Consider the following 15,965-nt stretch of genomic DNA (forward strand, 5'->3'; position numbering starts at 1 on the left):
CCCCACACCCCCCCCGCGCCCTACACTTTCTTTTTTGCGGGGGGGGGGTGGCTTTTTTTGTACACGCCCGCGGCGCCCGCGCCCGGGGGGGGGGGCCCCCCCCGCTTCCGTCAGTGCCGCGGGGTTCAGGGCTTGAGGACGAGTGTGTCGCTCGTCCTGTCGTCGACCGAGTTCTTCGAGAAGGACCAGTCGAGCAGTTCGCCGTCGGCCCATTTGTCCGTCTGGTCGGTGTAGTGGGCGTTGTAGGCGTGCCCGGAGGCGCCGGTGAGGTTGATCCACTTCGACTTGTCGAGGTCGCCGAGGTTCACCACCATCCGCATCGACGGCACCCAGACGACTCCGTAGCCGCCCGCGGCGTTCCAGCCGGTGGCGTTGACGGTGGCCTCGCCGCCGCTGAGCTTCCAGGGGCCGCGGTTGAGGACGTACTGGAGGAAGCCGGGCCCCTCGGTGCCGAGGGTCTGGTTCTTCAGGAACAGGCGGTGCAGCCGGCCCCAGCTCCAGGTGTCGATGTCCTTGCCGAGCTTGGCGGTCAGCTCCCAGCGGGCGTCGATCATCGCGCGCTTGAACAGCCCGTCGCGGTCGGTGGCGCCGGGGCGGGTGCCCGACCTCGGCGTGGTCCACCAGTCGCTCTTCGGGTCGTCCATCAGGCTGCGCACGACCTCGAACCAGCGGTCGCCGCCGTCCGGCTGCGCCTGGTCGGCGTCGCGCTCACCGCACTCGCGCACCTTGTCGGTCTGGTCCGCGGGGCCGGTGGTGTTGACGGGGTCCACCCACAGGCACTGGCCCTTGACCCGCAGCTCCTTGGGCAGTTTGTTGCCGAAGGCGAGCTTGAGGATGTTGCGCCAGACGGAGTTGAAGTAGGCGGCCGCCGCCGAGTCGGCGTCCTGGGTGTAGTCCCAGCCCTCCAGGAGCTCCTGGGCGTCCCGGACGTCCTGGTCGGCGATGTCGATCTTCAGCAGCTGGGGCACGAGCAGCTTGGCGATCTCGCTGCTGTTGTCGAGCTGCATCTGCCGCATGTCGTCGGTGGAGATCTTGCCGCCGTCGTCGATCTTCGACTGGATCAGGTCGGTGATGCGCTGGCTGCGGGTGCCGTAGCCCCAGTCCGTGGTGAGCGTGTACGGGTACTTGGCCTTGTCGACCACGGCCTGGTTGGCGGTGACGATGTAGCCGCGGGACGGGTCGTACTCGTACGGCAGCTCGTCGTCGTCGATGTAGCCGGTCCAGCGGGACCCCGAGTCCCAGCCCGGCGCCGGGACGGAGCCGTCGTAGCCCTTCGCGCGCGTGGGGATCTTTCCGGGCAGCGTGTAGCCGATGTGGCCCTCGGTGTCGGCGTAGACCAGGTTCTGCGAGGGCACGTCGAACAGGGTCGCCGCCTTGCGGAAGTCGCTCCAGTTCGACGCCCGGTCCATGGCGAAGACGGCGTCCATGGAGGTGCCCGGGTCCAGCGCGGTCCAGCGCAGCGAGATGCCGTAGCCGTCGCCGCGGTCGGGGGCGGCGGTGTCGACGGTGGCCTTCTTGCCGACCTTCACCAGCTCGGAGCTGCGGTCGGACAGCAGGGGGCCGTTGTCGGTCTCGCGGACGACGATCTTCTTGGCGGTGCCGCCGGCGACCTTGATGGTCTCCTCGCGCGTCTTGAAGGGCACCGTCCTGCCGTCGGACAGGTAGCCGTCGCCGGAGAGCTTCTCCAGGTAGAGGTCGGTGACGTCGACGCCGGAGTTGGTCATGCCCCAGGAGATGTTCTGGTTGTGGCCGATGACCACGCCGGGCATGCCCGCGAAGGTGTAGCCGCTCGCGTCGTACTGGCACTTGCCGGAGACCTCGCGGCAGTGCAGGCCCATCTGGTACCAGACGGAGGGCAGCGAGGCCGACAGGTGCGGGTCGTTGGCGAGCAGCGGCTTGCCGGTGATGGTGTACTTCCCGGCCACCACCCAGGAGTTGGAGCCGATGCCGTTGCCGTTCACGCCGACGGCCGTGGGGAGGTCGTCCAGGACGTTCTGCAGGCCCGCCAGCTGGCTCTGCAGGCCCGCGGCGGAGGACGAGGAGGACGTGCCCCCGGTGCCCGCCGTGCCGCCCGTGGAGGAACCCGCGGTGGACGCGGAGCCCGCCGGGCCGAACGTCTTGGTGGTCGCGTCGTACCGGCCCGCCTGGACGATCGCCTTGTTACGGCTGTACGGGTACTGCGGGTAGAGGTCCGCGATCTCCTTGGGGCCGAGGCGGCTGGTCATCAGGGCGCGGTCGATCTCGTCCTGCATGTTGCCGCGCAGGTCCCAGGCCATCGCCTTGAGCCAGGCGATCGAGTCGACCGGGCTCCACTTCTCGGGCTTGTAGTCGTTGGTGAAGCCGAGGGCGGCGTACTCCAGGGAGATGTCCTTGCCCTCCTTGCCGTCCAGATAGGCGTTGACGCCCTTCGCGTAGGCCTGGAGGTACTTCTTGGTGGACGCCGACAGCGTCTTGTCGTACTCCTGCTGCGCGATCCGGCCCCAGCCCAGGGTGCGCAGGAACTCGTCGTTGTCGACCTGGCCCTGGCCGAACATCTCCGACAGGCGCCCGGACGTCATGTGACGGCGTACGTCCATCTCGTAGAACCGGTCCTGCGCCTGGACGTAGCCCTGCGCCATGAACAGGTCCTCGTCGGAGGAGGCGTAGACCTGCGGGATGCCGTAACCGTCGCGCTTGACGTCGACCGGACCGGAGAGGCCCGCAAGCGTGAGCGAGCCATCGGTCTGCGGGAAGGAGGCGCGGACGGTGCTGATGGACCAGTAGGCACCGCCGGTGACGCCTGCGATCAGGCCCAGTACCAGCACGAGGAGGAGCAGACGGGCTTTGCGCCCCTTCTTCCTGCCGGACTTACCGGGTTGCTGACCCGTGGAGGCGGTGGTATTCGGGGGCATCGCTGTCCTTGCTGTCCTAACGCGAGCGGCAGGGCTGGCTGTCCTTTTGAATGAGCGCTGGAGCAACCATAGGCGCAGGGCCTGCTCCCACTTGACGCGGAGTGGTGAACCAGCACGGACGGGCGTTCGATCATGCCTCCCGAAGCGTCAAGAAATCGTCAAGAGTTAGGTAAGGTAACGAAGTAGTTGGGTGCGGAGAACCGCCACTTCGTGTCCTATGTACGTGAGCTCTCACGCGCGTGTGCGCGTTGAGCCAGGGAAAGGGAACGGCCGCTGACTGTCCACGACCTCAACCAGCTCCTGCTCGTCTGCTCGCTCGTCCTGCTCGTCGCCGTCGCAGCGGTCCGGATCTCCTCGCGCAGCGGGCTCCCCAGCCTGCTCGTGTATCTGGGCATCGGCGTCCTCATGGGCCAGGACGGCATCGGCGGCATCCGCTTCGACGACGCCGAGCTGACGCAGGTCATCGGCTACGCGGCGCTGGTCGTGATCCTGGCCGAGGGTGGTCTGGGCACGAAGTGGAAGGAGATCGAGCCGGCCCTCCCGGCCGCCTCCGCGCTGGCGCTGCCCGGGGTCGCGGTGAGCGTCGGGGTCACCGCGACGGCCGCGCACTACCTGGTCGGGCTGGACTGGCGGCAGGCGCTCATCATCGGGGCGGTCGTCTCCTCCACGGACGCCGCCGCGGTCTTCTCCGTACTGCGCAAGCTCCCCCTGCCCTCGCGCGTGACGGGCACCCTGGAGGCCGAGTCCGGTTTCAACGACGCCCCCGTGGTCATCCTGGTGGTCGCCTTCTCCGAGCACGGCCCGATCGAGCACTGGTACCTGCTGGCCGCCGAGATAGCTCTGGAGCTGGCCATCGGCGCGGCCATCGGGCTCGCGGTGGGCTGGCTGGGCGCCTGGGGGCTCAGGCATGTGGCCCTGCCCGCCTCCGGTCTCTACCCGATCGCCGTCATGGCCATCGCCGTCGCCGCGTACGCCGCGGGCGCGATGGCGCACGGCAGCGGCTTCCTGGCCGTGTACCTCGCCTCGATGGTGATGGGCAACGCCAAGCTGCCGCACTGGCCGGCCACCCGCGGGTTCGCCGACGGGGTCGGCTGGATCGCCCAGATCGGCATGTTCGTCCTGCTCGGCCTGCTGGTCACCCCGCACGAGCTGGGCGACGACATCCTGCCCGCGCTCCTCATCGGGCTGGTGCTGACCATGGTGGCGCGCCCGCTGAGCGTCGTGATGTGCCTGACGCCGTTCGGGGTCCCCTGGCGGGAGCAGGCGCTGATGTCCTGGGCCGGGCTGCGCGGCGCCGTGCCCATCATCCTGGCGACGATCCCCATGGTGGGCGGCGTGGAGGACAGCCGGCGCATCTTCAACATCGTCTTCGTCCTGGTCGTCGTCTACACGCTGGTCCAGGGCCCGACGCTGCCCTGGCTCGGCCGCAAGCTGCGCCTCGGCGACGGCCCCGAGCCCTCCGACCTCGGCATCGAGTCGGCGCCCCTGGAGCGGCTGCGCGGACATCTGCTGTCCTTCGCGATCCCCAAGGGCTCGAAGATGCACGGCGTCGAGATCAACGAGCTGCGGCTGCCCCCCGGGGCCGCCGTGACCCTGGTCGTCCGCGACGGAAAATCGTTCGTTCCGCTGCCGACGACGGTGCTGCGGCGCGGGGACGAACTGCTCGTCGTCGCCACGGACCCGGTGCGGGACGCCGCCGAGAACCGGCTGCGCGCCGTGGGCGCCGGGGGCAAGCTGGCCGGATGGCTGGGGACGAACGGGACAAGCTGATCGCAGGCAAAGCACTGCATGGTGCTCATTTTCACAAGGTCAAAGCCCCCTGCCCCCTGTACTATGCAGGCGTAACCCCAGATCGAACCAACTCTGCCTGACGCAGAGCTGGCGCGACCGTATGGCGGCCGGGACGTCCTTCCTCAAGTGGGCGCCGGCATCTACCGCAGTTCCGCGCACATGGACAGCTCTCGGCGCCGCCCCCCACCCGCAGGGGCCGTGCTACCAGGCGGCAGAAAGGCACGGGCCGTGGCGTCCACGGTCACCCACGAGCCGTCGAAGGACTCGTCGGAATCCTCCTCCCGCCCGGGATACGGACAGCTGCTGCGCACCCGCGGCGCCTGGACGTTCCTGCTGCCCGGCTTCGCGGCACGCCAGCCGTTCGCGATGCTGACCATCTCCATCGTGCTGCTGGTGCAGCACACCACCGGTTCCTACGGTGCGGCGGGCGCCGCCGCGGCCGTCACCGGTGTCTCCATGGCACTGTTCGCCCCCTACAGCGGCCGCCTCGCCGACCGCTACGGTCAGCGCGTCGTCCTGATCCCCGGCGTCCTCGTGCACACCCTGTCCGGCCTGACCCTGACCGCGCTCGCCCTGTCCCACGCACCCCTGTGGGCCCTGTTCGTGGCGGCCGTGCCGACCGGTGCCTCGGTGCCGCAGGTCGGCCCCATGGTGCGGGCCCGCTGGGGCGTGAAGCTCCAGGGCTCGCCCCTGATGACGACGGCCGCCGCCTTCGAGTCGGTCACCGACGAGCTGACCTTCGTTGTCGGCCCGCTGCTGGCCACCGCCCTGTGCACCGCCGTCGACCCGGCCGCCGGCCTGGTGACCGAGGCCGCGCTCACGCTGCTCGGCGGTCTGCTGTTCGCCGCGCAGAAGAGCACCCAGCCCCCGGTCACCGTCGGCGGGCACGCGCGCGTGGAGCACGCTTCCGCGCTGCGCGTCCCCGGCGTGCGCGTGCTGATCGTGACCTTCCTCGGCATCGGCTCCGTCTTCGGCGGCATGCAGGTCTCGCTGGCCGCCTTCACCGAGTCGATCGGTGAACCCGGACTCAACGGCGTCCTGTACGGCACCTTCGCCGCGGGCAACATGCTCTCCGGCATCGCCTGCGGCGCGATCGCCTGGAAGGTGGCCCCGCAGCGCCGCCTCGTCCTCGGTTACGCCGCCCTCGCGCTGGCCGCGTCCGGGCTGTGGGCCGCGCACTCGGTGCTGGTCCTGGCGGGCCTCGGTCTGCTCGTCGGCATGTGCATCGCGCCCGCGCTGATCACCGGCTACACGCTGGTCGAGGACCTGGTCCCGGCCGGTGCCCGCACCGAGGCCTTCACCTGGCTGACCGGCGCGGTCGCGCTCGGCCAGGCCGGCGCCGTCACGGTCGCCGGGCAACTGGAGGACCGCTTCTGGGGCGGCGCCGGGTTCCTGGTGCCGATGGGCGGGACGCTGCTCGCCCTGGCGACCCTGCTGGCGCTGCGCTCCCGGCTGGCGTCCCGGCCCCGCGGCCGGACCGTCGCACGTGGCGTCGGTCACCGCGTGCCGGTGGCAGTGGACTGAGCGGCTGGAATACGTCACACTTGACCGTCGTTAGCACTCATCGAGTGAGAGTGCCAGGAGGAAGACAGTGCCCACCTATCAGTACCAGTGCACCGAGTGCGGCGAGGGTCTCGAAGCGGTGCAGAAGTTCACCGACGACGCCCTGACCGAGTGCCCCAGCTGCCAGGGCCGCCTCAAGAAGGTGTTCTCCGCGGTCGGCATCGTCTTCAAGGGCTCCGGCTTCTACCGCAACGACAGCCGCGGCGCCTCGTCGAGCAGCTCCCCGGCGTCGGCCAAGCCGTCGACGTCCTCCTCGTCCGACGCGTCGACCTCCTCGTCCGCGTCGTCCGCTTCGTCGTCCTCGGACTCGAAGCCGTCGAGCGCTGGCACCTCCTCCAGCAGCTCCGCCGCGTAGGGCTCTTCCCCTACGGGCACGGAGGACCCACACCTCACGGGACCCTGTCGTCATCCCGACGACGGGGTCCTCGGCGTTTCCGGGGGCCGGTTAGGGTGCGGGCATGGTGAACAAGGCGAACGTCGAACTCGGCGTGATCGGCGGCTCCGGTTTCTACTCGTTCCTCGACGACGTGACCGAGATACAGGTGGACACCCCCTACGGGCCGCCCAGCGACTCCCTCTTCCTCGGCGAGATCGCCGGCCGGCGGGTCGCCTTCCTGCCCCGGCACGGACGCGGCCACCATCTGCCGCCGCACCGGATCAACTACCGGGCCAACCTCTGGGCGCTGCGCTCGCTCGGTGTGCGCCAGGTCCTCGGCCCGTGCGCGGTGGGCGGCCTGCGCCCCGAGTACGGGCCGGGCACACTGCTCGTGCCGGACCAGCTGGTCGACCGTACGAAGTCCCGGGTGGGCACGTACTTCGACGGGCTGCCGCTGCCCGACGGCACCGTGCCGAACGTGGTGCACGTCTCGCTGGCCGACCCCTACTGCCCCACCGGTCGCGCGGCCGCGCTGAAGGCGGCGCGAGGGCGGGACTGGGAGCCGGTGGACGGCGGTGCGCTGGTGGTCATAGAGGGCCCGCGCTTCTCGACCCGTGCCGAATCGTTGTGGCACCAGGCGCAGGGCTGGTCGGTGGTGGGCATGACCGGCCACCCCGAGGCGGCGCTCGCCCGTGAACTGGAGCTCTGCTACACGTCGTTGACGCTGGTCACCGACCTGGACGCGGGCGCCGAGACCGGCGAGGGCGTCTCGCACGAGGAAGTGCTGCAGGTGTTCGCGGCGAACGTGGACCGGCTGCGGGGGGTGCTGTTCGACGCGGTGGCCGCGCTGCCGGCGAACGAGGAGCGGGACTGCCTTTGCAGCAAGGCGCTGGGTGGGATGGATCCGGGGTTCGCGCTGCCGTAGCGGGTGCGCTTCAGCGCATGTCCTTCAGCGGATGCGCTTCGGGAGGGCGGAACTCCTCGTTCGGGTGGGGGAGTTGTCCACAACCGGCCGGTAGTCCACGGGCTCCGGCGGGCGGCGGCGTGATGTCGGATCGTGGCTTCGCAAGCCGTTCCGTCGTCGTCGCTGGTGGTGGTCCTCATGTCCGTTGTCCCGTCGCGCCTGTCATCCCCGTCGTCCCCGTCGTCCCCTTCCTTTCCTGCCTCCTGTGCCGTCGCCCCGCTCCCTGCGGGCACGGACACCCCGGCCACCTGCGAGGTGCCGCACTTCGCCCCGGTGCGGGTGCGCGGTGGGCGGTATCGGCTCGGCCGGCTCGTACGGCACCGCAGGCGGGCCGTGGCGGCCGGGCTCGCGGTGACCGCGGCGGCGCTCGTGGCGGCGGGGCCTCGGGAGACGGTGCCGCGGGAGGCCGACCGGGCGCGTGGGCATCCGGTGGTGGAGCCGGTACGTCAGCACCGGGCGGTGCAGCGGGTGTCCGCGCCGGTGCGGATTGCCGACGGGGCCACGGTGCGGCTGCTGCGGCCCGGTGACCGGGTCGATGTGATCGCCGCCGAGGAGACGGCCACGGGCGGTGCCGCCAAGGTCGTCGCGCGCGGGGCACGGGTGTCGAAGGTGCCGGAGACGCTGGACGCCGCGGGTGACAGCGGGGCGCTGGTGGTGCTGTCGGTGCCGCGTGCCACGGCGGCTCGGCTCGCGGGGGCGAGTGCCACGGCGCGGCTGGCGGTGACACTGTGCTGAGCCGGATCAGGCATGGCGCGCGGTCGAGTCGCTCGTTGGAGGGGCCCGATTGGACAGGGTGGCCGAACACTGACGTAGGTTGCGGAGCGGTCTGTTCCACAAGCTGTGTGTGCGAGGGGTGGCTCCGAAGTGAGCGAGAAGAAGGAACCGAGCCTCTGGGAGGGCTTCAAGGCCTTCCTGATGCGCGGGAACGTCGTCGATCTGGCGGTCGCGGTGGTCATCGGCGCCGCCTTCACCAACATCGTCCAGGCGGTGGTGAAGGGGGTCATCAACCCGCTGGTCGGCGCGATCGGCACCAAGAACCTCGATCACTACAGCTCGTGTCTGAGCTCGACGTGCAAGGGCGAGGAGGGCATCCAGATCCTGTGGGGCTCGGTGCTCGGCGCGACCCTCAGCTTCGTGATCACCGCGGCCGTCGTCTACTTCCTGATGGTCCTGCCGATGGCGAAGTACCTGGCCCGGGTGGAGGCCCGCCGCAAGGCCAAGGAGGGCACGCAGGAGGTCATCGAGGTGACCGAGCTGGAGGTCCTCAAGGAGATCCGCGACGCACTGGTCGCCCAGCGCGGCTCGGGGCACAACCAGCCGTAACGGCTCGGACCTGCCCTCAGGTGGGGCAGGGGCCTCAGGTGGGGCAGGACCCTCAGATGTGGTGGGGCGGCTTCTCGTCGAGGAAGCGCTTCAGGTCGGCCGCGCTGTCGCCGTCGCGGCCCGGCCGCTCGCCCCATCCCCGGTCCGTGTCGTCCGAGGACTGCTGGTCCAGCGGGTCGTCGAAGATCAGCGCGGGCTTCGGCTCGCGCGGCTCGGGGGCGGGGGCGGTACTCATGCGTCCAGGGTACGGCCCTCCTCACCACGCCTTGCGTGCCGGTGAATCGCTGGGCAAGAAATTCCCCGCCCCATCTGCTGTGCTTGACCTCATGACGTCCAGTTCGACTCCCGCGCCCGGCCCCTCCCACGCGTCCGAGGGCCACCGCCCGCTGCGCAGGCTCACGGCCCGTGGCAGGGGCGAGGCGCACCGGGCCTCCAGTCCGCTGGAGCTCTTCTTCGACCTGTGCTTCGTCGTGGCCATCGCCCAGGCGGGCATCCAGTTGGTGCACGCCGTCGCCGAGGGGCACGCGGGCGAGGGGATCCTCAACTACGCGATGGTGTTCTTCGCCATCTGGTGGGCCTGGATGAACTTCACGTGGTTCGCCTCGGCCTACGACAACGACGACGTCCTCTACCGGGTCGTCACCCTGATCCAGATCGCCGGTGTGCTGGTGCTGGCGGCCGGGATCTCCCGGGCGTTCGAGGACCACGAGTTCCTCGCGGTGTGGCTGGGCTATGTGATCATGCGGCTCGCCCTGGTGACGCAGTGGCTGCGGGTGGCCAGGTCGAGCGAGGCCCCGGAGAGAACGATGGCCCTGCGGTACGCCGGCGGTGTGCTGCTGTGCCAGATCGGCTGGCTGGGGCTGGTGGTGCTGCCCGAGGGCGCCAGGGCGTGGGTGTTCCTGGTGATGGCGGTCCTGGAGATGTGTGTGCCGCTGTACGCGGAGAAGGACCACCCCACGTCCTGGCACCCGCGCCATATCGCCGAGCGGTACGGCCTGTTCACGATCATCGTGCTCGGCGAGACCATCGCGGCGGCCACGGTCGCCGTGAAGAACGGCATCGACGAGAACGACGAGCTGGGCGAGCTGCTGCCGATCGCGGCGGGCGGGCTGCTGATCATCTTCGCCGCGTGGTGGATCTACTTCGTGGTGCCGATCCATATCCACCTGCACTCCAACAAACAGGCGTTCCTGTGGGGTTACGGCCACTATCTGGTCTTCGCCTCGGCGGCCGCGATCGGCGCGGGACTGGAGGTGGCGGTCGAGCAGGCCGTCGGCGAGGCGCACATCTCGACGCTGGCCGCGTCGGCGGCGGTGACCCTGCCGACGGCGCTGTATCTGCTCACCGTCTGGGCGCTGCACTCCCGCCACTTCAAGTTCGGCATCTCGCAGCAGCTGGTGCTGCCGACGACGGCCCTGCTGGTGATCTGCTGCACGTTCCTCGGCGAGTGGGCGGTGCTCGCGGCCGGACTCGTCTCGGCACTGGCGGTGGCGACCGGGACGACGCTGACGGCACGTATGACGGGCCGGGAGCACAGACAGCCGGTGAGTGCGCCGGTCTCCTGACGCTCCCGGGCCGAACGTTCCGGGCCGAACAGCAGACGGGTCCTGGGAGGGAGCCGGTCTCTGGACGAGACTTGGGGCATGACAGTTGACGCTCTGACAGATGTCGCCGGGCTGCGGGTGGGGCACGCGACGCGCATCGGCGACGGTTGGCTCACCGGCACGACGGTCGTCCTCGCCCCGGAGGGCGGGGCCGTCGCCGCGGTGGACGTACGCGGCGGGGGCCCCGGCACCAAGGAGACCGACGCGCTCGATCCGCGCAACGTCGTGCAGAAGGCCGAGGCGATCGTGCTGACCGGCGGCAGCGCGTACGGGCTCGACGCGGCGTCCGGCGTGATGGCCTGGCTGGAGGAGCGGGGGCGGGGGGTGCGGGTGGGGGTGGATCCGGCACATGTCGTGCCGGTGGTGCCCGCGGCATGCGTCTTCGACCTCGGGCGGGGCGGCGACTTCCGGGCGAGGCCGGACGCGGCCACCGGGCGGGCGGCGGTCGAGGCGGCCGCGGCGAGCGGATCCGGCGCTGCCGTGCGGGAGGGGTGCGTGGGCGCCGGTACGGGAGCCACGGTCGGGGCGGTCAAGGGCGGGGTCGGCACCGCGAGCACAGTGCTGGACTCAGGGATCACGGTGGCCGCCCTGGTGGTGGCCAACGCGGCGGGCGCGGTGGTGGATCCGGAAACGGGGGTGCTGTACGGGGAGTTGTTCCAGGGGCGGGTGGCGTACCCGGAGGAGCGGGTGCACGAGGCCGCGCGCCGGCGTCTCGCCGAGATCACGGCCAAGAACGCACCGCCCCCACTGAACACCACGCTCGCGGTGGTCGCCACCGACGCCCAACTGTCCAAGGCGCAGGCCCAGAAGCTGGCCGGCACCGCCCACGACGGCATCGCACGCGCCGTGCGTCCGGTGCACCTGCTGCACGACGGCGACACGGTCTTCGCCCTGTCCACCGGGGAACGCCCCCTCGACCCCGACCATCCCCTCGCCCTGAACCCCCTCCTCGCGGCGGGCGCGGACACGCTGACCCGGGCGATCGTGCGAGCCGTGCGCGCGGCCGAGTCGGTGGACGGGCCGGGTGGAGCGTGGCCGTCGTACCGGGAGTTGTACGGGGAGTCGTAGGCGGAGGTGTAGGGGGAGCGTCGGCGACGCGTGCTGGCGGGCGCTACCTGACTCGACTGGGCGATTGTCGCGGTTCTGTCACGTGATGGCGTTCATCGCGCACGGTGGGAACCCGGTCCCCTGGCGGTGGACTCTTCCACCGTGGAACGGAACGGATCCCGCAGACCACATGAAGATGGAGCAACTCGTGACAACGCCGGACATAGCAGCGCGGCGCGCACTGGGGGCCTGTGCCGCCCTGGTGATCGGCGCCCTGACGCTCACCGCCTGTGGTGGGAGCGCCAACGCCGACAACGGGGACGACAAGGGTTCGTCCAAGTCGTCCGCCGCGGAGATCGTGATCTCGGCGAAGAACGGTTCGACGGGGGCGTCGATCAACTCGACCGGTGTGAAGGTCAGCGGCGGCAAACTGACCGACGTGAAGATGACGGTGTCGGAGAGCGGGCAGGCGGTGCCGGGTGCGCTGTCCTCCGACGGCGGTAGCTGGAAGCCGAAGGAGCAGCTGGAGCGGGGGACGAAGTACCAGATATCGGCCACCGCGAAGGACGGGGACGGGCGCACCAGCGCCGCCGACTCCACCTTCACGACGGTCAGCTCCGCCAACAGTTTCATCGGGACGTACACGCCCGACGACGGCACCACGGTCGGCGTCGGCATGCCGGTGTCGTTCAACTTCGACAAGGCGATCAGCAACAAGAAGGCCGTGCAGTCGCACATCACGGTCACCTCCAGCAGCGGCCAGAAGGTGGTCGGGCACTGGTTCGGCGAGCAGCGGCTCGACTTCCGGCCCGAGGACTACTGGAAGGCCGGTTCCAAGGTCACGATGAAGATCGACCTGGACGGCGTCGAGGGCGCGAACGGCGTCCATGGGGTGCAGAAGAAGACGGTCACCTTCGCCATCGGCCACTCGCAGGTGTCGACGGTCGACGTCGACACGCAGACGATGACGGTCGTGCGGGACGGCAAGACGATCAAGTCGGTGCCGATCTCGGCGGGCAGCTCGGAGTTCACCACGTACAACGGGCAGATGGTGATCACCGAGAAGTTCGAGAAGCTGCGGATGGACAGCAGGACGGTCGGTCTCGCCAACGCGTACGACATCCCGGATGTGCCGCACGCGATGCGGCTGACGCAGTCGGGGACCTTCATCCACGGCAACTACTGGTACAACAAGGGCAATCCGCCCTTCGGCCGCCAGGGCACCAGCCATGGCTGCGTCGGCCTGCAGGACATGCAGGGCGGACAGGGGGACACGCCCTCCAAGTGGTTCTTCGAGAACTCGACGGTCGGCGACGTCGTGATCGTCAAGAACTCCCCCGACAAGACCGTGACGCCGGAGAACGGGCTCAACGGCTGGAACATGGCGTGGAGCCAGTGGGTCGCGGGCAGCGCCGCGTGATCCGCTGAAGTAGCGTCCGAGCAGGGTTTCCTGACGTTTCATCGGGCCGCGCGGGAACCTTCCGCGCGGCCCGAGCGTATTACCGGACGTACGTTTTCTCGGTTCCCGGACATGATGTCCGACCGAGGGGCTACGGTATGCACCCACAAGGTGACATGCAGCAACGCCGGGAGAAACCTTGAGCGTTCCGTACGAGACGGCAGCGTACGAACCACCCGAGTCGGCGGAGTCTCCGGAGGAGCACCTCGCGCGACTCCTCGGCCGCGCCCTGAACTCCTTCGAGTTGCCCGACGAGGCGATACGACGGCTCGACTGCGCGCTGGCTCACGACAGCTCACTGCACTCCGCGCACCACAGCGCGGGGCTGCACCGCGAGACGTACCGGCACACCTGGCTGCTCGCCGACGGCTCGGCGCTCACACTGTGGGAGCTCGTCCACAACACGGCGCGGGGCAGGACGCCGCAGCACGAGGTGTACGCCGACGAGGAGGAGCTGCGCGCCGCGACCGCGCGGCTGCCCCTGCCGCCGGACGCGCCGGACTTCGAACTGCCGGTGACGGTGCAGTTGTCGCCGATCCCCGCGCCCCGGCACGCGTATGTGCCGGACGACTCGGCGGACCACGCGCGCCGGCTGCTGCGCCGGGCGGAGAACGCCGACCGGCCGGGCACAGAGACGGCCGAGTTACTCGCCACGGCGTTCGCGCACCAGATCACCCAGGCGTTCGGGCGCCCGTGCCGTACGGGGCGCGCCGGGCTGTGCTTCTCGCTCTACGAGCACGCCTTCCTGCTGCGCGACGGCAGGGAGGTCTCCCTGTGGGAGGTCGAGCACACGGCGACGCCGGACGGGCGGCACATGTGCGAGGTGTATGTCGACGAGGACATGGCGCGCGATGCGATGGAGCGCCGGGCGGCACAGGTTTCGTAACGGCCACTCGCGCCGGGCGCGCCGCTCAGCGGCCGCCGTTGAGCTGTCGTACGAGTCCCGCGAACGCGTCCCGTTCCGCCGGGGTGAGTTCGACGGCCTCCAGGTCGGGGGCCGGCTGCCGCTGGTGCGGGAGGGCCGAGAGGGCCTCGCTCCGGTGCCGCGACGGCTGTTCGGCACGGAAGGCGCGCAGGACGCGGGCCAGGCCGATCACCCAGAGCACGGCCGCCAGGGCGAGGACGGACGCGCCCAGCAGCTGGAGGAACGAGACGTGCTCAGGCATGGGCCCCAGTAGACACCACGGTCCGGGCCTTTGGACCCGGACCGTGACGTATCTCGCAGGTGCCGTGAACAACTCACAGCACCCCAAAGGGACAAGCGGGTTGTCGCGCGCGCCCGCCGGCTTGCTTACGCCGCCACCGGCTGCTTCGCCTCCACGGCCTCGGCGGCCGGGGACTCGGCGATCGGGGCGCCGCCCTCCGGTGTCGTCCTGCGCATGCCCTTCAGGACGATGACCAGGCCGGCCGTGACAGCCGTACCGACCGCGATGGCCAGCAGGTAGAGGAACGGGTTGCCGATCAGGAAGGTGACCCAGATGCCGCCGTGCGGGGCGCGCAGGGTCGAGCCGAAGGCCATGGTCAGCGCACCGGTGACCGCGCCGCCCGCCATGGAGGCGGGGATGACGCGCAGCGGGTCGGCCGCGGCGAACGGGATCGCGCCCTCGGAGATGAAGGAGGCCCCCAGGACCACGGCGGCCTTGCCGTTCTCGCGCTCGGCCGTGGTGAACAGCTTCTTGCGGAGGAAGGTCGCCAGCGCCATGCCCAGCGGCGGGACCATGCCCGCGGCCATCACGGCGGCCATGATCTTCATCGCGGAGTCGCTGGGCGCCGCGACCGAGATGCCGGCCGTCGCGAAGGTGTAGGCCACCTTGTTGACCGGACCGCCGAGGTCGAAGCACATCATCAGGCCGAGCAGGACGCCGAGCAGGATGGCGTTGGTGCCGGAGAGGCCGTTCAGCCAGTCGGTCATGGCCTTCTGCGCCTCGGAGATCGGCTTGCCGATCACCACGAACATCAGGAAGCCGACCACCGCCGAGGAGACCAGCGGGATCACCACCACCGGCATGATGCCGCGCAGCACCGGTGGGATGTTGATCCGCTGGATGCCGAGGACCACACCACCGGCGATCAGACCGGCGACCAGACCGCCGAGGAACCCGGCGCCGATCGTGACCGAGATCGCACCGCCGACGAAGCCGGGCACGAGTCCTGGCCGGTCGGCCATGCCGTACGCGATGTATCCGGCGAGGACCGGAACGAGGAAGCCGAAGGCCGCGGCACCGATCTGGAACATCAGCGCGCCCCAGCTGTCGACCTGGCCCCAGTCGAAGTGCTCGGTGACCGACTTGGCCTCGTTGATCTGGTAGCCGCCGATCGCGAAGCCGAGGGCGATCAGCAGACCGCCGGCCGCGACGAACGGGACCATGTAACTCACGCCGGACATCAGCCACTTGCGCAGCTTGGAGCCGTAGCCCTCGCCGGGCTCGCCGGCCCGCTCCACGGGGGTGCCCCCGCCGGGCCGGGCGGCGGCCGTGGCCTCGCCGCGCGCCGCCTTCTCGCGGACCTCGGCGATGAGTTCGGCGGGGCGGTTGATGCCCGCCTTCACTCCGGTGTCCACGGTCGGCTTCCCGGCGAACCGGTCCTTCTCCCGTACGGCCACGTCGTGAGCGAAGATCACGCCGTCCGCCGCCTCGATCACGGCCGGGTCGAGCCGGGTGAAGCCGGCCGAACCCTGTGTCTCGACGACGAGTTCGACGCCCGCCTCGCGGCCCGCGTTCTCCAGCGACTCGGCCGCCATGTAGGTGTGGGCGATGCCGGTCGGGCAGGAGGTGACGGCGACGATACGGAACGGGCGCTCGCCGTCGGCGGAGGCCGCGGCCGGGGCGCCCGGCGCAGGGGCCGGGGCCGTGGTTCCCGTGGCGGGGGGGGGGGGGGGGGCGCGCGCGCGCCCCCCCCCCCCCCCGCGGCGGGGGAGCCGGGGGGCAGGAGAAGTCGGGGGGGGACG

At 70.5% G+C, this 15,965-nt stretch carries 14 protein-coding genes; 10 read left to right on the forward strand and 4 right to left on the reverse strand.

Annotated elements, in window-relative coordinates:
* Positions 1 to 125: 125 nt before the first annotated feature.
* A complete protein-coding gene (locus ACFWYS_RS18670; RefSeq protein ID WP_384769610.1) occupies positions 126 to 2,891 on the reverse strand; it encodes a penicillin acylase family protein in 2,766 nt (921 codons plus the stop codon).
* A 273-nt stretch (positions 2,892 to 3,164) separates the two neighbouring features.
* Here ACFWYS_RS18670 and ACFWYS_RS18675 point away from each other — a divergent pair, with 273 nt between their 5' ends.
* The 6 genes from ACFWYS_RS18675 (at position 3,165) to mscL (ending at position 8,908) form a co-directional block, all read left to right on the forward strand.
* Entirely contained in the window at positions 3,165 to 4,661 is a 1,497-nt protein-coding gene (locus tag ACFWYS_RS18675) for a potassium/proton antiporter (protein ID WP_384769664.1), read from the forward strand.
* A gap of 249 nt (positions 4,662 to 4,910) precedes the next feature.
* On the forward strand, positions 4,911 to 6,206 hold the full coding sequence (locus ACFWYS_RS18680; RefSeq protein ID WP_384769613.1) for an MFS transporter: 1,296 nt from the start codon (positions 4,911 to 4,913) through the stop codon (positions 6,204 to 6,206).
* Positions 6,207 to 6,273: 67 nt separating this feature from the next.
* Entirely contained in the window at positions 6,274 to 6,600 is a 327-nt protein-coding gene (locus tag ACFWYS_RS18685) for an FmdB family zinc ribbon protein (RefSeq protein WP_384769616.1), read from the forward strand.
* 103 nt (positions 6,601 to 6,703) lie between these two features.
* The gene (locus tag ACFWYS_RS18690) at positions 6,704 to 7,546 is read left to right on the forward strand and encodes an S-methyl-5'-thioadenosine phosphorylase (protein WP_384769618.1); all 843 of its coding nucleotides are present in this window, start codon (positions 6,704 to 6,706) and stop codon (positions 7,544 to 7,546) included.
* A gap of 177 nt (positions 7,547 to 7,723) precedes the next feature.
* Positions 7,724 to 8,320, forward strand: a complete 597-nt coding sequence (locus ACFWYS_RS18695) for a hypothetical protein (RefSeq protein ID WP_384769620.1) — start codon at positions 7,724 to 7,726, stop codon at positions 8,318 to 8,320.
* 129 nt (positions 8,321 to 8,449) lie between these two features.
* Entirely contained in the window at positions 8,450 to 8,908 is a 459-nt protein-coding gene (gene mscL, locus ACFWYS_RS18700; protein ID WP_384769623.1) for a large conductance mechanosensitive channel protein MscL, read from the forward strand.
* A 52-nt stretch (positions 8,909 to 8,960) separates the two neighbouring features.
* Here the strand turns inward: mscL and ACFWYS_RS18705 are convergent, their stop codons facing one another.
* Positions 8,961 to 9,143, reverse strand: coding sequence for a hypothetical protein (locus tag ACFWYS_RS18705; protein ID WP_272124198.1), 183 nt, complete (start codon positions 9,141 to 9,143; stop codon positions 8,961 to 8,963).
* A gap of 91 nt (positions 9,144 to 9,234) precedes the next feature.
* Between ACFWYS_RS18705 and ACFWYS_RS18710 the strand changes: the two genes are divergently transcribed.
* The 4 genes from ACFWYS_RS18710 (at position 9,235) to ACFWYS_RS18725 (ending at position 13,904) form a co-directional block, all read left to right on the forward strand.
* Complete coding sequence (locus ACFWYS_RS18710; protein ID WP_384769627.1) at positions 9,235 to 10,473, forward strand: low temperature requirement protein A; 1,239 nt, start codon at positions 9,235 to 9,237, stop codon at positions 10,471 to 10,473.
* 78 nt (positions 10,474 to 10,551) lie between these two features.
* Positions 10,552 to 11,580, forward strand: coding sequence for a P1 family peptidase (locus ACFWYS_RS18715; protein WP_384769630.1), 1,029 nt, complete (start codon positions 10,552 to 10,554; stop codon positions 11,578 to 11,580).
* Between the two features lie 187 nt (positions 11,581 to 11,767).
* Positions 11,768 to 12,979, forward strand: coding sequence for an Ig-like domain-containing protein (locus ACFWYS_RS18720; protein WP_384769633.1), 1,212 nt, complete (start codon positions 11,768 to 11,770; stop codon positions 12,977 to 12,979).
* A gap of 178 nt (positions 12,980 to 13,157) precedes the next feature.
* On the forward strand, positions 13,158 to 13,904 hold the full coding sequence (locus ACFWYS_RS18725; protein WP_384769636.1) for a DUF6227 family protein: 747 nt from the start codon (positions 13,158 to 13,160) through the stop codon (positions 13,902 to 13,904).
* Between the two features lie 25 nt (positions 13,905 to 13,929).
* Here the strand turns inward: ACFWYS_RS18725 and ACFWYS_RS18730 are convergent, their stop codons facing one another.
* Together ACFWYS_RS18730 and ACFWYS_RS18735 are read right to left on the reverse strand one after the other, a co-directional pair.
* Positions 13,930 to 14,184 (reverse strand): hypothetical protein, encoded by a 255-nt coding sequence (locus ACFWYS_RS18730; protein WP_384769639.1) that lies wholly within the window; start codon positions 14,182 to 14,184, stop codon positions 13,930 to 13,932.
* A gap of 125 nt (positions 14,185 to 14,309) precedes the next feature.
* Positions 14,310 to 15,965, reverse strand: a 1,656-nt coding sequence (locus tag ACFWYS_RS18735; protein WP_384769642.1) for a PTS fructose transporter subunit IIC, incomplete at its 5' end; no start/stop codon positions are given.

It is taken from the genome of Streptomyces sp. NPDC059010, from assembly GCF_042740355.1.
Taxonomy (GTDB): domain Bacteria; phylum Actinomycetota; class Actinomycetes; order Streptomycetales; family Streptomycetaceae; genus Streptomyces.